The sequence below is a fragment of the Pseudomonas sp. NFXW11 genome, assembly GCF_049887815.1.
Lineage (GTDB): Bacteria > Pseudomonadota > Gammaproteobacteria > Pseudomonadales > Pseudomonadaceae > Aquipseudomonas.
The window spans coordinates 1-20,941 of record NZ_JAGEKI010000007.1 but is presented as its reverse complement, the minus strand read 5'-3'; the positions used below and the strand labels follow the sequence as shown (position 1 = coordinate 20,941).

The following is a 20,941-nucleotide window of genomic DNA, read 5'->3' as shown; positions in this document are numbered from 1 at the left end:
GTCCGCTTAATCCGCCGCCTGCTTAATCAGCGCCTTTATACAGGACCGACCATGCACGTACTTGTCTGTGAAGATGATGAGCTGATTGCCAGCGGGATAGTCGCCGGCCTCACGGCCCAGGGCCTGACCGTCGAGCATGTGGCCACCGCTTCCGCAGCGCGGGCCATGCTCGGCGTGGCCGAGTTCGACGTGATGGTACTGGACTTGGGCCTGCCGGATGAAGATGGTTTGAAGCTGCTCAAGCAACAACGCCAGCAGGGCCTGGATATTCCGGTGCTGATTCTCACGGCCCGGGATTCGGTGACCGACCGGGTCGACGGCCTGCAGGCTGGCGCCGACGACTACCTGCTCAAGCCTTTCGATTTGCGCGAGCTGGCGGCGCGCCTGCACACCCTGCTGCGCCGGGTAGCCGGGCGCAGCGTCAACCTGATCGAGCACGGGCGCCTGAGCTACGACCCCAGCACCCGCGAAACCCTGCTGGGCGGGGTGCCGGTGGACCTGTCCCGGCGCGAGCAGTCGCTGCTCCAGGCGCTGTTGCACAATCGCGGCCGGGTACTGTCCAGCGAGCAACTCAAAGACAGCGTCTACGGCTTTAACGATGAGCTGGAAAGCAACGCCCTCAACGTGCATATCCACCACCTGCGACGCAAGCTCGGCAACGGCATAGTCGAGACCGTGCGTGGCCTGGGCTATCGCCTGGGCCCGGCCGATGGCGAGGAGCATTCCTAAGTGCGCAGCCTGCGCTTGCGCCTGAGCATGACCCTGGGCGCCGCCTTTATCCTGATCTGGGCCCTGGCGGCGGCCTGGATGCTCAGCGACCTGCGCAACCAGATGATGTTTTCCCTGGACCAGCGCCTGGTGGCGTCGGCGCGGATGGTCGCCGGGCTGCTGGAGCAGATGCCGGCCTTCCCCGAGCATGAGCGCGGAAAGTCCATCGCCAGCGCGGCGCTGACCATTCCCGGCGGCATGGCCTGCCAGGTCAGCTCGTTGCGCGGGCAGGTCCTGGCCCGCAGCCACGGCGACCAGGAGCACACCCTGGAGGCCGAGAAACTGGGTTTTCACGACCAGATGATCGACGGTGCGCCCTGGCGCACCTTCACCCTGGTGCGCGGCGACTTGCGCATCACCACCGCCGATCGCCAGGTGGAACGCGAGGCCCTGAACATGTCAGTGCTGCTGGCCGCCTCGGTGCCGGTGGGGGTGGCCCTGCTGGGTTGCCTGTGGTTGCTGTGGCTGGGCATCGGCCAGAGCCTGGCACCCTTGAACCGGATTCGCGACGCGCTGATGCGGCGCAGTGCCGACTCCCTGGAACCGTTGCAGATCCAGCCCATGCCCAGCGAACTGCGGCCCTTGCTGGAAACCCAGAACCAGTTGTTCCAGCGCATTGCCAAGACCATTGAGCGTGAACGCCGCCTGACCGGCGACGCGGCCCATGAGTTGCGCAGCCCGCTGACCGCGATCAAGACCCACCTGCAGGTGGCGCGCATGACCGAGGGCGCGGCCCGGGAACAGTCCCTGGCCCGGGCCGAGGAGGGCGCCGACCGCATGCACCGGACCCTGGAGCAATTGCTGTTGCTGGCTCGGGTCGAGGGCAGCCTGTCGTTCGACGATGGCGTGCATTGCAGCGCCGAAGAGGTGGCGCGCCTGGCGATCCAGGATGCCGCCGTGGGCGCCCGCAGCCGGGTTCGCTTGCAGATTCAGGAGCAGGCCGGGACGGCCCAGGTGGAGATGCCTTCGACCCTGGCCATCGCCGCGGTGCGCAACCTGCTGGACAACGCCCTGCGCCATACCCCGGTGGAGTGTCCGGTGGAGTTGAACCTGACGCGGGTGGATGGCCGGGTGCGTTTCCAGGTACGTGATCATGGCTCGGGGATTCCCGAGCAAGACCTGCAACACCTGACCCAACGCTTCTGGCGTGACAGCCAGAGCAGCGGTTGCGGGCTGGGCTTGGCGATTGTCCAGGCGATTGTCCAGCGTTGCGGCTGCGAGCTGCGCTTCGACAGTCAGCCCGATGGCCTGCGGGTGGAGCTGACCTTGCCGGCCCACCGCGGCTGATCTTGCCAGCGTCCACAACCGCTGCCATAAACGCCGACTCGTAGGCGCTGGCCGGGCGGCGTTCTGCTTGTCAGCGAAGGCGCCCGCGAGAGCCGAACAAGGCTTGCGGGCCTCTTCGCCGGCAAGCCGGCTCCTAGGGTTGATTGTGGCGGGTGGCGAAGCTGCGCCTCTCTTTGTGCAATTTCCCCGCGCCGGGGTGTAAATCCCGGCCTGGCTGGTGCGTTTCCAGAACAGGAAAACCTGTCCGTGCGCACCCTGCTTCGGCTGCGCATCCGGCCGGTGGCCGTTTTGCTCAAATTGCAGCCTGAGGGTGTCAGACATGTCAGCCGTTACCAGCCTTGTGGAAGATTCGCCGGTGGGCCTAGCCACTCCGGCACAAACGCTTTACCAGTTCGACGAGTCGCCTCTGCTGGCCCGTCAGAGCCGCCAGGAATCCAATGCCCGCAGCTATCCGCGGCGCATTCCCCTGGCCCTCAAGCGCGCCAGCGGCATCCACGTCGAAGACGTCGAAGGCCGGCGTTTCATCGATTGCCTGGCCGGCGCCGGGACCTTGGCCCTGGGCCACAACCACCCGGTGGTGATTGCCGCGATCCAGCAGGTGTTGGCCGATGAGTTGCCGCTGATGACCCTGGACCTGACCACCCCGGTCAAGGACCAGTTCGTCCAGGACCTGTTCGGCCTGCTGCCTGAGGCCCTGGCCGCCGAGGCCAAGATCCAGTTCTGCGGCCCCACCGGCACCGACGCCGTGGAAGCCGCGCTGAAGCTGGTGCGCACCGCCACCGGGCGCAGCACCGTGCTGTCGTTCCAGGGTGGTTACCACGGCATGAGCCAGGGCGCCCTGAGCCTGATGGGCAGCCTGGGGCCCAAGCGCCCGCTGGCGGGGTTGCTGAACAATGGCGTGCAGTTCCTGCCGTTCCCCTACGACTACCGCTGCCCGTTCGGGCTGGGGGGCGCCGAGGGGGTCAAGGTCAACCTGCATTACCTGGAAAACCTGCTCAATGACCCGGAAGCCGGGGTGGCGTTGCCGGCGGCGGTGATAGTCGAGGCGGTGCAGGGCGAGGGCGGGGTGATCCCGGCGGACCTGGACTGGCTGCGCGGCCTGCGACGGATTACCGAGCAGGCCGGGGTGGCCTTGATCGTCGATGAGATCCAGAGCGGTTTCGGTCGCACCGGCAAGATGTTCGCCTTCGAACACGCCGGCATCGTTCCCGATGTGGTGGTGATGTCCAAGGCCATTGGCGGCAGCCTGCCGCTGGCGGTGATGGTCTATCGCGACTGGCTCGACACCTGGCAGCCGGGGGCCCATGCCGGCACCTTCCGTGGCAATCAGATGGCCATGGCCGCCGGTTCCGCAGTGATGCGCTACCTCAAGGAACACAACCTGCCGGCCCATGCCGCCGCCATGGGCGAGCGCCTGCGCGAGCACTTGCTGATTCTGCAGCGCGATTTCCCGCAATTGGGGGATGTGCGGGGTCGCGGGCTGATGCTCGGCGTGGAACTGGTGGACCCGGCCGGTACGCCGGACGCCCAGGGCCATCCGCCGCAGCACGGGCGCCTGGCGCCGCTGGTGCAGCGTGAGTGCCTCAAGCGCGGGTTGATCCTGGAGTTGGGCGGACGCCATGGCAGCGTGGTGCGCTTCCTGCCGCCGCTGGTGATCAGCGCGGCGCAGATCGACCAGGTGGCACAGATTTTCAGCAAGGCGGTGGCGGCGGCAGTGGCCGGCCTCTAATTTTTCCCGACCTTGATTCGTTCCTTCTACAGCATCGCCGTGCCTGGGTACGGCGAACCTAATCAGTGATGGAGACAAGCAATGACTTCAGTATTCGACCGCGAGGACATCCTGTTCCAGGTGGTGGTCAACCATGAAGAGCAGTACTCGATCTGGCCCGACTACAAGGCGGTGCCGCAGGGTTGGCGCACCGTGGGCAAGAGCGGCCTGAAAAAGGAATGCCTGGCCTATATCGAGGAAGTCTGGACCGATATGCGCCCCCTGAGCCTGCGCCAGAAGATGGATCAGCAGGCCGTGGCCGGCTGAACCCTGGCGCGTCGATTGCAAAAAGCCCGCTGAACCTGATGGATCAGCGGGCTTTTTTTGTGCCTGGCAATCAGGCCAGGGGCTTGATCGCCTGCAGGCTGTAGCTCAGTGGCAGGCGCCATGGGGCTTCCTTGAGCCGCCATTCGCCGCGCTCGTCCATGACCATCTGCCCGGGCAGGGCTTCCCAGGGAATGCTCTGGTGTTCCACCAGGCCGGTGATCTGCAGCCCCTGGCCCAGCAAGGCGCTGATGATCTCCCCGAGGCCGTGGTTCCACTCGTGGGTCTGGGTGGCCTTGAGCGTGCTGTCGGTTTCCACGTAGGTGCTGTCGTCGTCCCAGAGCAGCGGCTCGGCGCGCTCGAAATAGGGATATTCCACCCGCAGCGAATCTTCGTGGCTCTCGTTGATGGCCCAGAGCATCGGATGCCCCTCGCGGATAAACAGCCGGCCGCCGGGCTTGAGCAGGGCGCCGACGGTTTGCGCCCAGCGCTCGATGCTCGGCAGCCAGCACAGGGCGCCGATGCCGGTGTAGACCAGGTCGAATTCGCCCCGGGGCAGAACATTGGCAGCCTCGAACACATCCGCCTGGTGATAGTCGATGGCGGTGTTGCAGCGCTGGGCCAGGGTGCGAGCCTCGGTGAGCGAGGCCGGGGAAAAGTCCAGCCCGCTCATCCGCGCGCCAAGGCGTGCCAGGGACAGGGTATCGGTGCCGATATGGCATTGCAGATGCACCCCGCGCAGGCCCTGGATATTGCCCAGCAGGGGCCGGTCGAACTGCACCACTTCGGAGAGAAACCGTGGGTCGTTGACAAAGCGCTGCACGGCGTAATCCGCCGAGGCCGCGTGCAGCGGCGCGCGTTCGTCCCAATTGCTCTGGTTGAGTTTCAGGTAGTCGCTCATGGCGTGGGTTTCCGGTCTGGGCAGGTTTGCAGCGCGCAGACTAGCACCGGGCAATGGGCACAATCTTCAGGGAATGTGTAAGCGCCGCCGCCCAGTAGGCGGCAGCGGCGATAGGCGGGAGGCTCAGCTTTTCGGGGCCAGGGCCTGGGTGACTTGTTGCAGGTTGCCTTGCAGTTCGCTCAGTGGGTCGGCGCCATCGGTTTGCAGTACCAGCAACTGGCTGCCGCCGGCGCTGATGGCGGCCTTCAGGGCATCGGAGGGCTGGCGATGGTGCAGCACAATGGCTACATCCTGCTCCTTGAGCCGGGCTTGCAACTGCTGCAGGGCGTCGGCCGTCCACTCGTTGTCGGCGCGGGCATCCACTGCCACCAGTTCCAGGTTGAGGCCACTGACCAGGTAGCCGAAATGCTCGGACAGGCTCAGCACGCTGAGGTTGTCGGCCTCGGCCAGGCGTGCCTCGCTGTCGGCGCTGAGTTTTAGCAGGCGCTGCTTGAGGTTGGCCAGGTTGCTGTCGATCTGTGGCTTGGCCTCGGGGGCCAGGCGCCCGAGGTCGGCCGCCAGCACGTCGGCCATGCGCCCCAGGTTGTTGCTCGATTGCCAGGGTTGGGCGCTCAGGCCATCGCTCTGCCCCGGTTGCAGGGCCACCCCGGGCAGGGCGCCGTCCACCGGGCGCGCGGCGTCGATCTCGATGATGCGGATATTGCTGCGCCGAGCGTTGGGGTACAGCGGATCGTCGGCCCAGATCGAGCGCAGGCCGATCACCGCGTCGGCCTCTTGTGCCTGCTTGGCCAGGGCCGGGGCGCCGCGTCCGGTGAAATAGGCGGTTTGCCGCGAGCCGGGCAGGTTGGCCGGGGCCGCCCGTTCCAGCTTGACTTCGGTGCCTTGCAGCAGCAGCTGGCCGAGGCCGAAGGTCACCGGCAAGGCGGCGAGCACGGTCAGCGGCTTGCTGGAGGTGGCGCTGTGCAGCGCGGTGTTGCCCATGCCGCTGTTGGCCAGCATGCGCATCGGTTCGAAGTGGTCACGCTCGGCCTGGGCCGGGGCGGCGAGCAGGGTGCCGAGGACCAGGGCGAGGCTCAGGTGAGCGAATGGCGTGCGCATTTATCCGATATTCCCTTTCAGGCTGGGGACGGTGCCCCGGGCGATGGCGGCCAGGGCGAAGGCGACGCCGGCCACCAGGATGATCGCGGCGCCGGAAGGCACCGGCAGGTCGAAGACGATTGGCAGCAGGATGCCGCACAGGGTGCTTACGGTGGCGATCAGCACCGAGATCCAGAAGAAGCCCTTGAGCGACTGGCTAAGCAGGCGCGCCGCCGCGGCCGGGATCACCAGCAGCGCGCCCACCAGGATAGCGCCTATGACCTTGACCGCGGCCACGGTGATCAGCGTTACCAGGATCACGAACAGGTAGTCCAGGGCCTTCACCGCCACCCCGCGCACCGCCGCCAGCTGCGGGTTGAAGCTGGCCAGCATGATGCGGTTGTACAACGGCAGGCTCAGGCCCAGCACCAGGGCGCCGACCACCAGCAGCACCAGCAGGTCGTTGCCGTTGACCGTGAGCACCGAGCCGAACAGTACGTTCTCGAGGATGTGCACGTTGATCTTGCCGGCCAGGATCAGCAGCAGGCTGGCGCCCAGGGCCAGGGACACCGAAAGAAACACCCCGATCAGGGTGTCCGGGGCCAGGCCGGTGCGGTTGCGCAGGTAGTTGAGCAGGATGCCGAACAGCAGGCAGTAGCCGAACAGGCTGCCATAGGGGCCGGTGTAGGGTTCGCCCAGCAGGATGCCGATGGCCACCCCGGTGAGGGCGGCGTGGCCCACCGCTTCGGAGAAGAAGGCGAAGCGCTTGACCACCACCAGGGTGCCCAGGCCGCCGAGCACCGGGCCGATCAGCAGCCCGGCCAGCAGCGCGTTGACCACAAAGCCATAGGCCAGGGCTTCTGGCAGGTAACCGGAGGAGGCCCAGCCCTGGATCATCAGGCGAACAGCTTCATAGCTCATCAGGCGGCACTCCCGGCAGTACGTGGGTGGGTGGAGAACAGGCTGAGCAGGCGTTCCGGGGTCAGGGTCTGCTGCGCCGGGCCGTCGAACAGCACCCGCCGGTTGAGGCCGGTGACCCGATCCGCCAGGCGCCCCACAGCTTCCAGGTCGTGCTCGATCCACAAGAGGGTGATGCCGCTCTGGCGCCAGTCGTGGAGCAGGCGTTCGAAGACCTGGATACCGGCTTCGTCCAGGGCCGACATGGGTTCATCCAGCACCAAGAGTTGCGGCGCCGGGATCAGGCCCTGGGCCAGCAGCACGCGCTGGCGTTCACCGCCGGACAGCGCGCCCATGCGGCGCTTGCGCTTGTCTTGCATGCCAACCCGTTCCAGGGCCTCGCCTATGGCCTGGGCGTAGTGCCGGCTAAGGCCGAGAAAGGCCGGGCGGCGCTGGCACATGGCGGCCATGAAATCGTCCACGGTCATCGGCAGGCCACGGTCGAACTCCAGGGCCTGGGGCACGTAGCCGATGGTGCCGGGGGCATCCGGCCATTGCAGGCGCAACTGGCCCTGGTGCGGCATCTGCCCCAGCAGGGTCTTGATCAGCGAGCTCTTGCCGCCGCCATTGGGGCCCACCAGCGCATGCACCTTGCCGGGCTGCACCTGGAAGGTGACGTGGTCGAGGATGGTGGTGCGGCCCAGGGTCAGGCTGACCTGGTCGAATTCGATGGCCGGGCCGCGCTGCAGGGTTTCGATGGCGGTCATGCGCCGGCCTCCTGGATGGCGCGGACCACGGTGTCGAGGTTGCCCTTCATTTCCTTCTCGTATTTCTCGGCGCTGTAGTCGCCGTAGGAAATGTGCGACAGCGGGTAGAGCTTGACCCCGGACTCGCGCTGGATGGTGTCGACGTAGGTGGAGGGGAAGTCCATTTCCGAGAAGATCACCTTGACGTCCAGCTCGCGCAGTTGGTCGATGGTCTTCTTCAATTGGCTGGGGCTGGGCTCGATGCCGTGGGCCGGTTCCACCACCGCGGTGACTTGCAGGCCGAACTCGCGCAGCAGGTAGTCGTAGGCGGCATGCACCGTGGCCACCCGCAGGTCGGCGTTGGGCGCCTGGGTCAGCTTGGCCAGGGCGTCGGCGCGCATCTGCCGCAGGCGCTTGCCGTAGGCGCGGGCGTTCTGGGTGTAGGTCTTGGCGTTGGCCGGGTCCATCTTGCCCAGCTCCCGGGCGATGTTGTTGACCTGGGCGATGGAGGCGCTGATGGAGAGGAAGGTGTGCGGGTTGACCACCTTGCCGGCGCCACGGGCGGCGACCCCGGTGGCGGCCAGCAGCGGCACGTTTTCGTTGGCTTCGATCAGCGGGATGTCCGGGCGCTCGCTGGCGGCGATCATGCGGTCGGCGAAGTCATCGTGGCCCACGCCGTTGAGCACTATCACGTCCAGGCCGCCGATGCGCTTGATGTCCTCGGCCCGGGGTTCGTAGGCGTGGGGGTTGAAACCGGCGGGGATCAGCGGCACCACTTCGGCCTTGTCGCCGACGATATTGGCCACGTAGCTGTAGTAGGGGTGCAGGGTGATGCCGATGCGCAGGCGCTTGGCCGGATCGGCGCTGGCCAGGGGGCTGAACACCAGGGCCAGCAGGCTGACCAGCAGCACCCGCAGGAAGGGGCGGCGTTGCGATGAAATAGGCATGGGCTAGCGGTCTTCTTCTGGGGGTGAATGCAAGGGTTCAGTGACGATGCTGGCGGGTCACTCCGGCATCGAATTGCGCGACCACCTGTTGCCAGCCGGCGCTGATCAGCTGTTGCTCGTCCAGTGCCTTGGGGAGGGGCGCGGAGGGGCTGCGGTTGAGCCAGATTTCCACCTTGTCCGGTGCATCGGCAGCGATGTGCATCAGGAACGAACCGGCCACTTGCGGGTTGTGGCTCAGGCCCAGGTAGGCCTGGCCCTGCAGTTGCCAGGCATGGCCACCGCGGCTGACCGAGCTGGCGTCCTGGGCGAAGGGCGCGAAGCCTTCGGCGGCCAGCTCCTCGGGGCTCGGCAGGGCCTGGCTTTCGGCCTGCAGCAGGCGGATTTCGTCGAGGGTCACCCGCAGGTCGGCGTAGATGCCCTGTTCCCCGGCGCTGAGGTCGCGGCGGGCATCGAGCTGGTGGCTGGCCAGGCTCTGGCTTTCGCTCTTCTCGCCACGCCACAGCACCACCGTGGCCGCCACGCTCAGAATCAGCGCGCACAGCAGCAGGACGTAGAGGGTTTCGTGGCCGGCGCCGGCGGGGCGCACGACCTGGGTGCTGGCTGGGTTCATGGGGCCTCGATATCCGCTTGGTCGATCTCCACCACGTGGCCGGGGCCGGCGTCGAAGAGCACGTAGAACTCGGCGGAAGGCTTTTTGAAGGTCAGGGTCGAGTCGCTGCCGAGCTTGCCTGGCACCAGGATGGTTTCGTCGTAGCCGATCACGTCCAGGGTCACCCCGGGGGCGCCGCTGCCATCGGAGAAGCCGCCGGTGCAGCGGATTTGCTCGGCGTCTATGGCCTTGCATTGGCACAACGGGTTGTGGGCCAGGGCACTGTGGCTGAAGGCTGCGCCCAGCAGCAACAGGGCCAGGGCGCCAAGACGCCGTGGGGATACTGCGCAGATCATCGTTTGCCTCCTTGTTTTTCGAGCCAGGCCACCGTGGCCGGTGATGCCTGGCTCAGTGGAATGGATGCCTGGTGCATGCTGCCGTCCCAGCCTTCGAGGGTGATCCACAGTTCGGCGTCGGCCTGGGTCTTTTCCGGGACCGGCAGGCTGGCACCCATGCGGTACGGGCTGCCGAAGAAGATCACCCCGGCGGCGCGCAGGCTGCGGGGCTTGCCAATGCGCAGGTAGGTGGCCTTGACCGGCTCGATGCAGGCCTGGCACAGGGCGGCGTTGAAGCTTTTCAGGTAACCGGCGGGACCGTCGCTGAGCGGTGCTTCATCGCGCAGTTCGGCCAGGCGCAGGCTCCAGGGGCCGACCTGGATCTCACCGATCTCCCGCTCGCCCAGGCCGCTGTCGCCACGAAACAGCGAGGCATCGGCGAAGTACTTGGGCATGAAGCCCAGGGGAATCAGCAACAGCAGGATGTTCAGGTGGAAACGCCATTTGTGCCACAGCCGGCTCAGGGGCGAGGCTGGGGTTGGGCTACTGGACTGGCTCACAGGCGGCCCTCCGAGGTTTCGATGCTCAGCGCCGGTGCCGGGGTTGGCGCGGGTTTGCCGGCGGGGCGGGCGCGGGCGGCTTTCGCTTCGCGCTTGAGGGCATTGGCGGTGGCCAGGGCGGTGCGCTTGGTCCAGATCAGCAGGCCGCTCAACACCATCATGCTCAGCACCAGGCCGAAGAAGAACCAGATCAGCTTGACCCAGATGCCGCCGAAATCACCGGTGTGCAGGGGGCGCATGGATTCGGTGACGAATTCCAGGGTGCTGCGGTCGCCCAGCAGGTATGAGGAGTCCAGGGAGCCGGTGTAGGGGTTGATGTTGGCGGTCTGGTACATCAGCGGGTACCAGCCGCGACCACCGACGAACAGGTGGCTGTAGGCGTTGCTCGGCAGGCTGACGAAGCTGATGTCGAAACCGGGGATCTTCTGCGTGGCGATGCCGATGGCCTGGTCCAGGCTGATCATCGGCGACGGGCTGCCGTCGGCGGTGACCGGCACCTGTTCGCGGGCGATCACTGGGACTATGGGTTCGCTGGAAATGCTGATGTGGTTGTCAGCGAGGATGGCGCGGATCAGGAACCAGACGCCGGTGATGGAGATCACCGCGATAAACCAGATCGACCAGATGCCGCTCAGGCGATGGAAGTCGCCCCAGAAGATCCGCGCGCCGTGGCGCAGGCGCAGGGTCGGCTTGAGAAAGCCCTTCCAGAACTTCTTGTAGACCACCAGGCCAGTGATCAGTGACACCAGCATCGGCAGGCCCAGCAGCGACACCAGGTACCAACCCCAGCTGTAGCCATTGGTGAAGGGCACCAGCCACCAGCCATGCAGGGCACGGGTGAATGCCTGGAAATCGAACTCCGGGCTGCTGCCCTGGATGGCCCCGGTGTAGGGGTTGACGTAGAGGGTTGGCGAGCGGCCGTCCGGGTAGCTGACGCTGACGCTCAGGGCGAAATGGCTTTCGTCCGGGGTGATGATGGTGTCCACCCGGGTCTGGGGCTCGGCGCGCTGGATGGCCTGGACGATCTGGTCGTAGTTCAGCGGTTGCGCGTCATCGCTGGGTTTGCTGGCGCGCACGTCGGGGTTGGCCAGCCAGACGATTTCCTGGCTGACCACCGCCAGGGTGCCGGTGACACAGACAATCAGCACAAAGAACCAGATAGGCAGGGCCAGCCAGCTATGGACCAGAAACCAGATTTTTGAACGGGACTTCTTCGACATTGAGTGGGCGTCTTGATTCGAGGAGTGGAGCGGCGTTGGAGCCTGAGCTCAAGCCGAGCACAAAGGCACCGGGCATGGCCGTGGCCAACGCGGCCTGCTGCATCTAATTAAGACGAATGAGAATCGTAAATCCCGAAAGGCGATATGAAAGTAAATGTAACAAAGCCGCGAAAGCCCCGAAAACCGGTGGTTTCGGGGATTTAGATTTGGCCAAGGTGCACGCTGTCGATGGGATTTGCCGATGGCATGCCTGGCGCCGTAGGAGCTGGCTTGCCAGCGAATAGGTCCGCAAGACCGCCTTCGCCGGCAAGCCGGCTCCTACAGGTGTTGGGGCCGGTGATACAGGGCTCAACCCGCGTTTTGCAGGTACATCTCCCGCGCCCGGCGGTTGATTTCCTCGATGCTCAGGTTTTCCTGGCGGCTGGCCAGAAACCAGACATGCCCGAACGGGTCGCGCAGGCTGCCGCTGCGGTCGCCATAGAACTGGTTCTTCACGGGTTCTACTGCAACTCCGCCCGCCGCCACCGCCCGGGCAAAGCTGCGGTCGACATCTTCGACGTACAGGTGCAGGCCGACCGAGGTCTTGTGGGCCTCGGGGCTGGCCATGGGGGTTGCCTCGCAGGGGCTGCCGAGCATGATGGTGGAGCCGCCGATGCGCAGCTCGGCATGGCCGACACTGCCGTCGGGCATGTCCAGGCGCATGATTTGCTCGGCGTCGAAGGCTTTCTTGTAGAACTCGATGGCTTCGGCGGCTTGCTTGATGCCCAGGTAGGGGGTGACGCCGATGAAGCCTTCTGGAATGGGTTTTACGCTCATCGAGATGCTCCTTGCGGGTGGGGTGGGAACGATTCCGTCGCCGGATCGACCAAGTTTCACTCTATACCCGGTACTCATCGACGCCGGCCCGCACCGACGAAATGTTGTCGAACAACAGTGACTGACGGATGCCCCGGCTATAGCCCATTCGCCTAGGGCGTTTCGTCGGGGGCATGGGGCTCGAGCAGGCGCGCGCCTGGGCCGCTGTCGCCCAGGTAATCGCTGTGGTTGCGCAGCGGGCAACCTTCCATGGACAGGCAGCCACAGCCAATGCACAGGTTCAGGCGCTCGCGCAGCAGGCTCAATTGGCGGATGCGCTCGTCCAGTTCGCGGCTCCATTGTTCCGACAGGCGTTGCCAGTCTGCGGCACTGGGGGCGCGGTCGGCGGGCAGGGTCTTGAGCGCCTGGCCGATCTCCGCCAGGGGAATGCCCAGGCGTTGCGCGACCTTGATCAGGGCCACCCGGCGCAGCACCGAGCGCGAGTAGCGCCGCTGGTTGCCGGCGTTGCGGTGGCTGCTGATCAAGCCCTTGGTTTCGTAGAAATGCAGCGCAGTGACGGCCACGCCGCTGCGGGCCGAGAGTTGGCCAACGGTCAGTTCCTTGTGGACGGCTTCGGGTTCGATCATTGAATGGCACCAGAGTGAAAAACGCGCTTGACCTTGACTTAACTAGAGGTTTTACCCTGCGGCGCATTCCATCGCAATATTCCGTCCGCACGCAGTAGGGAGCCGTCCATGGCCGCGTTTGAGAGAAATCGCAGTTTCACCCAGTTGATTGAATTCGAGATCGAACCTCACCAGCAGGAGGCCCTGGTGCTGGCCCTGTCCGAGCAGACCGAGCGCCTGGCCCAGGGTTACGGCGGTTTTCTCAGCGCCAGCGTGCAGGCCAGCGATGATGGTCGGCGGGTGCTCAATTACCTGCAATGGCAAACCCGGGAGGCCGGTGAAGCGGCGTTCCAGAGTTTCGAGAGCGGTGAACAGGATTTCTGGCAACTGATCCTCGCACACAAGGCCAAGACGGTGACCTTCGGCTCCTTCCAGGTGCTGCAGAGCATCGCTCGCAGCCAGGACAATGCCTTGCATTGCGCTCTGCCGGGCTAGGTCGACAGGTGCGGGGGGACTCGCTGGCAGCACCGCTGAAGGCCGTTTTCCAGGGTGAGCGGTGCGGTCTCCAACAGGGATCGACTAAGGCGCCGATGCCGGCTTGTGTGGCAGTCGATAGCGACTATCGAGCGGGGTGATTTTTGCCGCTGTGGGCCCGGGAGTAGCCTGTGTCCATTGTTCGCAACCCGCTGCAGGTGCTTGTCATGAAGGCTGTTTCCCTTGTTCTGTTAATGGCTGTGCTGGCCGGCTGCGCCAGCCCGGGTGCTCCGGAATTGCGTCCTTATAGCGCCGAGGAAACCCGTGAGCTGGCCCTGGAGGCATTGAGCCGGCGTGGTTTGTCGTTCGACGAGTACCAGCAGAAAAAAGCCCAATTGCTGGGGCTGCCTGCGCCTTTCGATGGTCAGGGTGAGATGAGCGCCCAGAGCACTGTCAGCCGTCATCATCCGGCCAGTTGAAGGCCGCTGTAGGGATTGAAGTTTTACACAGCTGTCCATGGGGCTTAGCCCCCCGGGGCCCAACCACACCATGCTGGTGGTGTCCCGGCTGTCCTTGTTGCTGGAAAACATGAGTTGAGTGGCGCTTCAGGCACAAGCCCCGAGCCTGTTAAGCTGCGTCCCCAGGAGCGTTCCTACGCACTTTTGAGTGAAGTTGTATTCCTTTAACTGCATTCGAGCGGTATTGCTTCGAGGCCCTGCCCAGCCGTCATCCTGGTATGCCGGCTGATGGCATTGCGGCCTCAAAGCCAATTTCGCTCGAGGAACAAGCTCTGCGGGTTTTCAAGTCATGAACCAACGTCCTGTTTATTTCGACTATGCCGCCACCACCCCGGTGGATGAGCGGGTGATCCAGGTGATGCTGGAGTGCCTCGGGTTCAACGCCAACTTCGGCAATCCAGCCTCCAGCTCCCATGCCTTTGGCCAGCAGGCGCGACGCACTGTCGAGCATGCCCGGCAGCAAGTGGCACAGTTGGTCGGCGCCCAGCCGCAGCAGATGGTTTGGACCTCCGGCGCCACCGAATCCAACAACCTGGCGCTCAAGGGGGTGGTGCAGGCGCGGGGGCTGAGTGGTGGGCATATCATCAGCAGCCAGATCGAGCACAAGGCGGTGCTCGATACTCTGCACCAGTTGCAGGGCAGTGGGGTGGCGGTGACCTACCTGACGCCGGATGCCGATGGCCTGATCAGCGCCCAGGCGCTGAGTGAGGCCTGGCGCGAGGACACCTTTCTGGTGTCGCTGATGCTGGTCAACAACGAGCTCGGCACCCTCAACGATATCCCTGCCATCGGCCAGTTGGTGCGTGAGCGGGGTGCGCTGCTGCATGTGGACGCGGCCCAGGGCGCGGGCAAGGTGGTCATCGACTTGGCCCAGTGGCCGGTGGACCTGATGTCGTTTTCCGCGCACAAGCTGTATGGCCCCAAGGGTATCGGTGCGCTGTATGTTGGGCCGCGGGCGCAGCAGCGCTTGCAGGCGCAGATGCATGGCGGCGGCCACGAGGGCGGCTTGCGTTCCGGGACTTTGGCGACCCATCAGATTGCCGCCATGGGCGCAGCTTTTGCCCTGGCTGGTGAGCTGTTCGAAGAAGAAACCACAAGCATCATTCGCTTGCGCCAGCGTTTGCTGGAGCAACTGGCGGGGATCGCCGGCCTGCGCTTGAATGGCAGTGCCTGCCAACGCATTCCCCATACCCTGAGCCTGACCTTTACTGAAGGTTCTTTCGATGCCGCGGCCTTGAGTGCATCCCTGGCGTTTTCCGCGACCTCGGCCTGCAACTCGGCGAGCAATGCGCCTTCCCACGTGCTGCTGGCCCTGGGATATGACGCCCGCTTGGCCGGTCGCACCATACGTCTGAGCCTCGGGCGTTTTACCGGTGAAGAGGATGTGGACCGCGCGGCACAGTTGATCAAGGCGGCCTGCGCCGCTGCCCCGGCATTCTGGGCCGGGGCCCAACCCTGAAGGGCGAGTGATCTCGACCTCATATAACAATGATTAAGCCGGTTAAGGAGACACAATGAGTACCCAGCCATCGACCCAAGGAGTGGTCCCCCAGCGCCTGGCGCGTGTGCGCCAATTGATGAGCCGCGAGGGCATTCATGCCTTGCTGGTACCTTCGGCCGATCCGCACCTTTCCGAATACCTGCCCGGTTACTGGCAGGGGCGCCAGTGGTTGTCGGGCTTTCATGGCTCGGTGGGCACCCTGATCGTGACCGCGGATTTCGCCGGGGTCTGGGCCGACAGCCGTTACTGGGAGCAGGCCAGCAAGGAGCTCAAGGGCAGCGGCATCGAGCTGGTGAAATTGCAGCCGGGGCAGCCCGGGCCCCTGGACTGGCTGGCCGAGCAGACGCCGCAGGGTGCGGTGGTGGCGGTGGATGGCGCGGTGATGGCGGTGGCCTCGGCCCGTACCCTGGGCGGCAAGTTGCAGGAGCGCGGAGCCCGCCTGCGTACCGATATCGATCTGTTGCTGGAGGCCTGGAGCGATCGCCCGGCCTTGCCGGATCAGCCGGTGTATGAGCATCTGCCGCCGCAGGCAACCCTGAGCCGTGCCGAGAAGCTTGGCAGTTTGCGTGAAGCGCTCAAGGAGCGCGGCGCAGACTGGCATTTCATCGCCACCCTGGATGACATCGCCTGGCTGTTCAACCTGCGCGGCGCCGATGTTTCCTTCAACCCGGTGTTTGTGTCCTTCGCCCTGATCGGCCAGCAGCAGGCCACTTTGTTCGTGGCCCTGGACAAGGTCGATGCGCAGTTGCGCGGCGTGCTCGAGGCGGATGGGGTCAACCTGCGGGATTACTCGGAGGTGGCGGCGGCGCTGGGTGAAGTGCCCGAGGGCGCGACCTTGCAGATCGACCCGGCGCGGGTGACCTGTGGCCTGCTGGACCATCTGCGTTCTGGAGTGCAGCTGCTGGAAGGGCTCAATCCCACCACTCTGGCCAAGTCGCGCAAGAGCCTGGCGGACGCCGAGCATATTCGTCAGGCCATGGAGCAGGACGGCGCGGCGCTGTGTGAATTCTTCGCCTGGCTGGAGAGCGCACTGGGGCGTGAACGCATTACCGAGCTGAGCATCGATGAGCACCTGACGGCGGCGCGGGAGCGGCGGCCGGGGTATGTGTCCCTGAGCTTCAACACCATCGCGGCGTTCAACGCCAATGGCGCCATGCCGCATTACCACGCGACACCGGAGGAGCACGCGGTGATCGAGGGTGATGGCTTGCTGTTGATCGACTCTGGTGGCCAGTACCTGGGGGGCACCACGGATATCACCCGGATGGTGCCGATCGGTACGCCGAGCGCCGAGCAGAAGCGCGATTGTACCCGGGTGCTCAAGGGCGTGATTGCCTTGTCCCGGGCGCAGTTCCCGCGGGGCATTCTTTCGCCCTTGCTGGATGCCATCGCCCGGGCGCCGATCTGGGCCGAAGGCGTGGATTACGGGCACGGCACTGGACATGGCGTGGGTTATTTCCTGAATGTGCATGAGGGCCCGCAGGTGATTGCCTATCAGGCAGCGCCGGCGCCGCAAACCGCGATGCAGCCGGGGATGATCACCTCTGTGGAACCGGGGACTTATCGCCCTGGGCGTTGGGGGGTGCGGATCGAGAACCTGGTGTTGAACCGTGAGGCGGGAAGCAGCGAGTTCGGCGAGTTCCTCAAGTTCGAAACCTTGACCCTGTGCCCGATCGACACCCGTTGCCTGGAGCCTGCGCTGCTCACTCAGGAGGAGCGTGACTGGTTCAACGGCTATCACCAGGAGGTGCGCCAGCGCCTGAGCCCGTTGTTGCAAGGCGCCGCGCTGGAGTGGTTGCAGGCGCGCACGGCCGCGATCTGAAGGAAGGCGGCACCCGCGTCAGGCGGGTGCTACTGATGCAGCTGTCCCTGGTGCTCGCCAGGGACACGGGTTACTGCTGGCTCAGGGCTTCCTGGACGAAGTCCAGGCGGTCCTGGCCGAAGAACAGCTGGTCCCCCACGAACATGCTGGGGGCGCCGAAGACTCCCCGTTGCAGTGCTTGTTCGGTCTTGTCCTTGAGGGCGTTCTTGACCCCTTCGTCATTGCTCAGGTCGAGAATCTGCTGCGGATCGAAACCGCTCTGCTTCAGGACCTGGGCCACGGTGGCCGGGTCGTTGAGGTTGCGCTTGTCGACCCAGAGGGCGCGGAACAGGCAGTCGACGAACTCATTGAAGCGCTCTGGCAGGTGCAACTGCACCCCGGTGACGGCTCGCATCAGCAGCAGGGTGTTGATGGGGAAGTGCGGGTTGAAGTTCAGCTCCACCTGATAGCGCCGGGCGAAGCGTGCCAGGTCCTGCAGCATGTAGCGCCCCTTGGCGGGGATGCTGATGGGCGAGGCATTGCCGGTGCTCTTGAACACGCCGCCCAGGAGCATGGGCTGGTAGACCAGCTGGCTGCGGGTTTGGGCACAGATCTTCGGCAATTGGGTATGGGCCAGGTAGGAGGTCGGGCTGCCCAGGTCGAAGAAGAATTCCACGGTGTTGCTCATGATTCGGACTCCCTGATTGTTGTTATGGCGGAGGGCTTACCAGCGTTCGTTCCAGGGGCGCAGATCGAGCTCGAAGGTCCAGGCGTCCCGGGGCTGGCTGTGCAGGTACCAGTAGTTGTCGGCGATGTGCTCGGGGTTGAGGATGCCGTCCTGCTCCTTGAGGGCGTATTTCTCGGGAAAGCTGGTGCGGATGAAGTCGGTGTCGATGGCGCCGTCGACAATGATATGGGCAACGTGAATGTTCAGCGGTCCCAGTTCCCGGGCCATGCTTTGGGCCAGGGCGCGGATGCCGTGCTTGGCTCCGGCGAAGGCGGCGAACCCTGCGGCGCCGCGAACCCCGGCGGTGGCGCCGGTGAACAGGATGGTGCCGCGTTTGCGGGTGGCCATGCGCCTGGCTACCTCGCGGGCATTGAGGAAGCCGGAGAAGCAGGCCATTTCCCAGATCTTGAAATACTTGCGCGCGGTTTCCTCGAGGATGCTGCAGGGCACGTTGGCGCCGATGTTGAAGACGAAGGCTTCGATCGGGCCGATCTGGGTCTCGATCTGTTCAATCAGCGCCACCACCTCTTCTTCCTTGCGCGCATCGCAGGCAAAGCCATGGGCCTGGCCGCCGCTGTGCTGGATGCTGTCCACCAAGGGTTGCAGTTTGTCTGCACTGCGCCTGGTGACGCAGGCAATGAATCCTTCGGCGGCGAAACGCTTGGCAATGGCGCCGCCGGTGGCATCACCGGCACCAACCACCAGTACGACTTTGTTGTTGTTCGGGGTAGTAGTCATGGGGGCTCGCTCTTTAGTAAACGATCGTTAGCTAAACGAACGTTATGCTATGATCTGGCGGTCGTCAAGAAGCTGGGGGTTGATCAGGAAATGCGTTATTCAGTCGGTCACAAGCAGGAAACACGCGAGCGGCTGTTGCACAGCAGTGCGGCACAGGCCAAGACCGAAGGTTTTTCTAGCGTCGGTGTGGATGGCCTGATGAAGGCCATCGGCCTGAGCGGTGGGGCTTTTTATAGTCACTTCTCTTCCAAGGACCAGCTGTTTGGCGCGATCGTCCAGCGTGAACTGAGTCAGAGCCTGGAGCGCTTGGGTGGGGAAGGGCAGCAGAATCGGGAAAAACTGCGGCGCTGCCTGAAGCAGTACCTGAGCCTGGCCCATCTGCAGCAGCCGGACGCGGGTTGTGCGCTGCCTGCGCTGGGGGCGGAGATTTCCCGCAGCAGTGTCGAGGTTAGGCAGGAGGCGCAGGACTGGATCTGTCGCTTGCAGCAGGCCTGGGCGCAGACCCTGGGCAGTGAGAGCCTGGCCTGGTCGATTCTGTCGCAATGCGTGGGTGCGTTGGTGGTGGCGCGAATGCTGGTGAGCCCGAGTGTTCAGCAGCAGGTGCTGGCATCGAGTCATGAACAGATCATCGGGCAGTTGCAGCAACTGCCCGAAGAGTGAGTGGCGAGGCTATTTGCAGATGACGATCATGCTGCGGCTGGTGTAGCCGGCGGGGTTCAGGCCGAAGGGGTAATCCCCAGGGTCTTCCACGGCATCTCCCGACTTGGCGATCACCTTGTAGCCTTTGGGGCCGCAGGACTGGGTTGCCTTGGTGTAGCACTTGTCCCAGGAAGAAGACAGGCCCGAGCAGTTGATATGCAGCCCTTTCTTGCCTCGTTTGACTTCGGTTTTCGCGGTCGCAGCGCACCCTGCAATAGCGAGCACAGCCAACAGTATCAAAAATCGTTTCATCCCCGTCCTTATCGCTAGCCCCGGATCTGGTGTCCGGGTATGGCTGCATTACCTGTCGTCTTGCGTGTGCGATATCCCTGTCGTAAATCTCCATGGTCGACGTTGAGTAGCCGGCTAAACATGGCTTAATCGAGCGCTAATTACCAGAGCTGAATGTCAATCGACTGCAACTAATGGCTTGGACTCACGACGCATGGTCAGGGTGGCGCCCACGGAAGCCAGGATGATGCAGGCGATCGCCATCCACTGCGCCAGGGAAAGGTATTCGTGCAGGAACAACAGGCCGGAAAGTGCACCGAAGGCTGGCTCGATGCTCATCAGGGTACCGAAGGTGCGGGCGGGCATGCGGGTCAGGGCGACCATCTCCAGGCTGTAGGGGAGGGCGGTGGACAGTACCGCGACGCCCAGTGCAACGGGGATCAGGGATGGAGTCAGCAGGGCCGAGCCAGCATGGACGATGCCGATCGGTGCAACGAACAGTGCGGCGATCATGACGCCCAGTGCTGCGGTCTGAATGCCGTTTTCGGCACCGGCCTTTTGTCCAAACAGAATGTACAGGGCCCAGCAGACTCCGGCGCCCAGAGCGTAGCTTGCGCCTGTCAGGTCGAGGCTGGTTTCGGTGGCGCCGCTGGGAATCAGCAATAGCAATCCGACGATGGCCAAGGCGATCCACAGGAAGTCGATGGCCTTGCGCGAGGCATAGATGGCGACGGCCAGGGGGCCAGTGAATTCCAGGGCGACGGCAATGCCCAGGGGCACACTGCGCAGGGACATATAGAAGAGGAAGTTCATTCCGCCCAGGGCCATCCCGTAGACGATGACGGTGCGCAGGGTCTTGGCGGTGAACTTGGCACGCCAGGGTCTTAATAGAAGCAGCATGATGATGCTGGCGAAGATCAGTCGTAGGGTGGTTGTGCCTTGTGCGCCTACGACAGGGAACATGCTTTTGGCCAGTGAGGCTCCTGATTGAATCGAGGCCATGGCGATAAGTAGCAGCCCCACCGGAAACAAGGTCGAGGCAAGGCTGCGTGGTTGGTCGTTCATGCAGGGGTCATCCAGAATATTTGGGGGCGGGCGCCTGGAGCATGATGCTCAACTAATCGGTAATGAGCAATATATTGCGCAAAGACTTTTTAGGTCTTCTATATAGAAGCTGTGTGCGAGGTGTTTTGCGCTGAATCATAGAAAATTGAAAATAGCGGTTGACGGCTGATTATATCTCTCTATAATTCGCCCCAATTCCGGCGCAGTCGAAACGGAAAACTCCTTGAGATTCAATGAGTTAATCAGTTTCAGCAGCGCTTAGTCTTCAGTTCATCGAAGTCGGAAGCAGTGAGTAAGGCAGTGCGTTTTCGCCTTATTAACGATTCGATCCTCTCGGTCGAAAGCGGTTAAAAAGAGGTGTTGACAGCAGCGTGTAACGCTGTAGAATTCGCCTCCCGCTAACGAGA

General features: G+C 64.2%; 24 protein-coding genes. 9 read left to right on the top strand and 15 right to left on the bottom strand.

What is annotated here, in order from left to right; genetic code table 11:
- Nucleotides 1-51 precede the first annotated feature (51 nt).
- The 4 genes from J4P02_RS12630 to J4P02_RS12615 all read left to right on the top strand — a co-directional run bounded on the left by J4P02_RS12630 (nt 52) and on the right by J4P02_RS12615 (nt 4,090).
- Nucleotides 52-729 (top strand): response regulator, encoded by a 678-nt coding sequence (locus J4P02_RS12630; RefSeq protein WP_426190646.1) that lies wholly within the window; start codon nt 52-54, stop codon nt 727-729.
- Nucleotides 730-2,055: an ATP-binding protein gene (locus tag J4P02_RS12625; RefSeq protein ID WP_426190644.1), complete on the top strand. Its 1,326-nt coding sequence runs from the start codon at nt 730-732 to the stop codon at nt 2,053-2,055.
- A gap of 319 nt (nt 2,056-2,374) precedes the next feature.
- Nucleotides 2,375-3,784 carry an aspartate aminotransferase family protein gene (locus J4P02_RS12620; protein WP_426190642.1) on the top strand — a complete coding sequence of 470 codons (1,410 nt, stop codon included), beginning with the start codon at nt 2,375-2,377 and terminating at the stop codon, nt 3,782-3,784.
- 81 nt (nt 3,785-3,865) lie between these two features.
- Complete coding sequence (locus tag J4P02_RS12615; protein ID WP_426190640.1) at nt 3,866-4,090, top strand: MbtH family protein; 225 nt, start codon at nt 3,866-3,868, stop codon at nt 4,088-4,090.
- Between the two features lie 70 nt (nt 4,091-4,160).
- Here the strand turns inward: J4P02_RS12615 and J4P02_RS12610 are convergent, their stop codons facing one another.
- The 11 genes from J4P02_RS12610 to soxR all read right to left on the bottom strand — a co-directional run bounded on the left by J4P02_RS12610 (nt 4,161) and on the right by soxR (nt 12,801).
- Nucleotides 4,161-4,988, bottom strand: a complete 828-nt coding sequence (locus J4P02_RS12610; protein WP_426190638.1) for a class I SAM-dependent methyltransferase — start codon at nt 4,986-4,988, stop codon at nt 4,161-4,163.
- Nucleotides 4,989-5,111: 123 nt separating this feature from the next.
- Nucleotides 5,112-6,086, bottom strand: coding sequence for a metal ABC transporter solute-binding protein, Zn/Mn family (locus J4P02_RS12605; RefSeq protein ID WP_426190636.1), 975 nt, complete (start codon nt 6,084-6,086; stop codon nt 5,112-5,114).
- A complete protein-coding gene (locus J4P02_RS12600) occupies nt 6,087-6,986 on the bottom strand; it encodes a metal ABC transporter permease (protein ID WP_426190634.1) in 900 nt (299 codons plus the stop codon). It lies immediately after the preceding gene.
- On the bottom strand, nt 6,986-7,729 hold the full coding sequence (locus J4P02_RS12595; protein ID WP_426190632.1) for a metal ABC transporter ATP-binding protein: 744 nt from the start codon (nt 7,727-7,729) through the stop codon (nt 6,986-6,988). The genes J4P02_RS12600 and J4P02_RS12595 overlap by 1 nt, the downstream gene beginning before the upstream one ends.
- Nucleotides 7,726-8,655: a metal ABC transporter substrate-binding protein gene (locus J4P02_RS12590; protein WP_426190630.1), complete on the bottom strand. Its 930-nt coding sequence runs from the start codon at nt 8,653-8,655 to the stop codon at nt 7,726-7,728. Before J4P02_RS12590 ends, J4P02_RS12595 begins: the two co-directional genes overlap by 4 nt.
- Before the next feature lie 37 nt (nt 8,656-8,692).
- Complete coding sequence (locus tag J4P02_RS12585; protein WP_426190628.1) at nt 8,693-9,265, bottom strand: DUF6162 family protein; 573 nt, start codon at nt 9,263-9,265, stop codon at nt 8,693-8,695.
- Entirely contained in the window at nt 9,262-9,600 is a 339-nt protein-coding gene (locus J4P02_RS12580) for a hypothetical protein (protein ID WP_426190626.1), read from the bottom strand. The genes J4P02_RS12585 and J4P02_RS12580 overlap by 4 nt, the downstream gene beginning before the upstream one ends.
- Nucleotides 9,597-10,139: a thiamine pyrophosphate-binding protein gene (locus tag J4P02_RS12575; protein WP_426190624.1), complete on the bottom strand. Its 543-nt coding sequence runs from the start codon at nt 10,137-10,139 to the stop codon at nt 9,597-9,599. The genes J4P02_RS12580 and J4P02_RS12575 overlap by 4 nt, the downstream gene beginning before the upstream one ends.
- Entirely contained in the window at nt 10,136-11,359 is a 1,224-nt protein-coding gene (locus J4P02_RS12570; protein WP_426190622.1) for a PepSY-associated TM helix domain-containing protein, read from the bottom strand. Before J4P02_RS12570 ends, J4P02_RS12575 begins: the two co-directional genes overlap by 4 nt.
- A 348-nt stretch (nt 11,360-11,707) precedes the next feature.
- Entirely contained in the window at nt 11,708-12,175 is a 468-nt protein-coding gene (locus tag J4P02_RS12565) for a VOC family protein (RefSeq protein WP_426190620.1), read from the bottom strand.
- 152 nt (nt 12,176-12,327) lie between these two features.
- Nucleotides 12,328-12,801, bottom strand: coding sequence for a redox-sensitive transcriptional activator SoxR (gene soxR / locus J4P02_RS12560; protein ID WP_426190618.1), 474 nt, complete (start codon nt 12,799-12,801; stop codon nt 12,328-12,330).
- 108 nt (nt 12,802-12,909) lie between these two features.
- Between soxR and J4P02_RS12555 the strand changes: the two genes are divergently transcribed.
- The 4 genes from J4P02_RS12555 to J4P02_RS12540 all read left to right on the top strand — a co-directional run bounded on the left by J4P02_RS12555 (nt 12,910) and on the right by J4P02_RS12540 (nt 17,095).
- The gene (locus J4P02_RS12555; RefSeq protein WP_426190616.1) at nt 12,910-13,275 is read left to right on the top strand and encodes an antibiotic biosynthesis monooxygenase; all 366 of its coding nucleotides are present in this window, start codon (nt 12,910-12,912) and stop codon (nt 13,273-13,275) included.
- A 206-nt stretch (nt 13,276-13,481) separates the two neighbouring features.
- A complete protein-coding gene (locus tag J4P02_RS12550; protein ID WP_426190614.1) occupies nt 13,482-13,733 on the top strand; it encodes a hypothetical protein in 252 nt (83 codons plus the stop codon).
- Between the two features lie 328 nt (nt 13,734-14,061).
- Nucleotides 14,062-15,231, top strand: a complete 1,170-nt coding sequence (locus J4P02_RS12545) for a cysteine desulfurase family protein (protein ID WP_426190612.1) — start codon at nt 14,062-14,064, stop codon at nt 15,229-15,231.
- 55 nt (nt 15,232-15,286) lie between these two features.
- Nucleotides 15,287-17,095 carry an aminopeptidase P family protein gene (locus tag J4P02_RS12540; protein WP_426190610.1) on the top strand — a complete coding sequence of 603 codons (1,809 nt, stop codon included), beginning with the start codon at nt 15,287-15,289 and terminating at the stop codon, nt 17,093-17,095.
- Nucleotides 17,096-17,165: 70 nt separating this feature from the next.
- On the opposite strand, the gene J4P02_RS12535 is transcribed toward J4P02_RS12540, so the two are convergent.
- Both J4P02_RS12535 and J4P02_RS12530 read right to left on the bottom strand, forming a co-directional pair.
- Complete coding sequence (locus tag J4P02_RS12535) at nt 17,166-17,762, bottom strand: 2-hydroxychromene-2-carboxylate isomerase (RefSeq protein ID WP_426190608.1); 597 nt, start codon at nt 17,760-17,762, stop codon at nt 17,166-17,168.
- Nucleotides 17,763-17,798: 36 nt separating this feature from the next.
- Nucleotides 17,799-18,539 (bottom strand): SDR family oxidoreductase, encoded by a 741-nt coding sequence (locus tag J4P02_RS12530; RefSeq protein ID WP_426190606.1) that lies wholly within the window; start codon nt 18,537-18,539, stop codon nt 17,799-17,801.
- 90 nt (nt 18,540-18,629) lie between these two features.
- Here J4P02_RS12530 and J4P02_RS12525 point away from each other — a divergent pair, with 90 nt between their 5' ends.
- Nucleotides 18,630-19,199, top strand: coding sequence for a TetR/AcrR family transcriptional regulator (locus J4P02_RS12525; RefSeq protein WP_426190604.1), 570 nt, complete (start codon nt 18,630-18,632; stop codon nt 19,197-19,199).
- Between the two features lie 9 nt (nt 19,200-19,208).
- On the opposite strand, the gene J4P02_RS12520 is transcribed toward J4P02_RS12525, so the two are convergent.
- Nucleotides 19,209-19,490 (bottom strand): hypothetical protein, encoded by a 282-nt coding sequence (locus J4P02_RS12520; RefSeq protein WP_426190602.1) that lies wholly within the window; start codon nt 19,488-19,490, stop codon nt 19,209-19,211.
- Nucleotides 19,491-19,646: 156 nt separating this feature from the next.
- A complete protein-coding gene (rhtA, locus tag J4P02_RS12515) occupies nt 19,647-20,534 on the bottom strand; it encodes a threonine/homoserine exporter RhtA (protein WP_426190600.1) in 888 nt (295 codons plus the stop codon).
- Nucleotides 20,535-20,941: the final 407 nt, after the last annotated feature.

Excerpts from the sequence above, each read along its gene's own strand:
- J4P02_RS12630 (WP_426190646.1), top strand. The coding sequence starts at position 52 with ATGCACGTACTTGTCTGTGAAGATGATGAGCTGATTGCCAGCGGGATA.
- J4P02_RS12620 (WP_426190642.1), top strand. The coding sequence starts at position 2,375 with ATGTCAGCCGTTACCAGCCTTGTGGAAGATTCGCCGGTGGGCCTAGCC.
- J4P02_RS12615 (WP_426190640.1), top strand. The coding sequence starts at position 3,866 with ATGACTTCAGTATTCGACCGCGAGGACATCCTGTTCCAGGTGGTGGTC.
- J4P02_RS12610 (WP_426190638.1), bottom strand. The coding sequence starts at position 4,988 with ATGAGCGACTACCTGAAACTCAACCAGAGCAATTGGGACGAACGCGCG.
- J4P02_RS12605 (WP_426190636.1), bottom strand. The coding sequence starts at position 6,086 with ATGCGCACGCCATTCGCTCACCTGAGCCTCGCCCTGGTCCTCGGCACC.
- J4P02_RS12600 (WP_426190634.1), bottom strand. The coding sequence starts at position 6,986 with ATGAGCTATGAAGCTGTTCGCCTGATGATCCAGGGCTGGGCCTCCTCC.
- J4P02_RS12595 (WP_426190632.1), bottom strand. The coding sequence starts at position 7,729 with ATGACCGCCATCGAAACCCTGCAGCGCGGCCCGGCCATCGAATTCGAC.
- J4P02_RS12590 (WP_426190630.1), bottom strand. The coding sequence starts at position 8,655 with ATGCCTATTTCATCGCAACGCCGCCCCTTCCTGCGGGTGCTGCTGGTC.
- J4P02_RS12585 (WP_426190628.1), bottom strand. The coding sequence starts at position 9,265 with ATGAACCCAGCCAGCACCCAGGTCGTGCGCCCCGCCGGCGCCGGCCAC.
- J4P02_RS12580 (WP_426190626.1), bottom strand. The coding sequence starts at position 9,600 with ATGATCTGCGCAGTATCCCCACGGCGTCTTGGCGCCCTGGCCCTGTTG.
- J4P02_RS12570 (WP_426190622.1), bottom strand. The coding sequence starts at position 11,359 with ATGTCGAAGAAGTCCCGTTCAAAAATCTGGTTTCTGGTCCATAGCTGG.
- J4P02_RS12565 (WP_426190620.1), bottom strand. The coding sequence starts at position 12,175 with ATGAGCGTAAAACCCATTCCAGAAGGCTTCATCGGCGTCACCCCCTAC.
- soxR (WP_426190618.1), bottom strand. The coding sequence starts at position 12,801 with ATGATCGAACCCGAAGCCGTCCACAAGGAACTGACCGTTGGCCAACTC.
- J4P02_RS12555 (WP_426190616.1), top strand. The coding sequence starts at position 12,910 with ATGGCCGCGTTTGAGAGAAATCGCAGTTTCACCCAGTTGATTGAATTC.
- J4P02_RS12550 (WP_426190614.1), top strand. The coding sequence starts at position 13,482 with ATGAAGGCTGTTTCCCTTGTTCTGTTAATGGCTGTGCTGGCCGGCTGC.
- J4P02_RS12545 (WP_426190612.1), top strand. The coding sequence starts at position 14,062 with ATGAACCAACGTCCTGTTTATTTCGACTATGCCGCCACCACCCCGGTG.
- J4P02_RS12540 (WP_426190610.1), top strand. The coding sequence starts at position 15,287 with ATGAGTACCCAGCCATCGACCCAAGGAGTGGTCCCCCAGCGCCTGGCG.
- J4P02_RS12535 (WP_426190608.1), bottom strand. The coding sequence starts at position 17,762 with ATGAGCAACACCGTGGAATTCTTCTTCGACCTGGGCAGCCCGACCTCC.
- J4P02_RS12530 (WP_426190606.1), bottom strand. The coding sequence starts at position 18,539 with ATGACTACTACCCCGAACAACAACAAAGTCGTACTGGTGGTTGGTGCC.
- J4P02_RS12525 (WP_426190604.1), top strand. The coding sequence starts at position 18,630 with ATGCGTTATTCAGTCGGTCACAAGCAGGAAACACGCGAGCGGCTGTTG.
- J4P02_RS12520 (WP_426190602.1), bottom strand. The coding sequence starts at position 19,490 with ATGAAACGATTTTTGATACTGTTGGCTGTGCTCGCTATTGCAGGGTGC.
- rhtA (WP_426190600.1), bottom strand. The coding sequence starts at position 20,534 with ATGAACGACCAACCACGCAGCCTTGCCTCGACCTTGTTTCCGGTGGGG.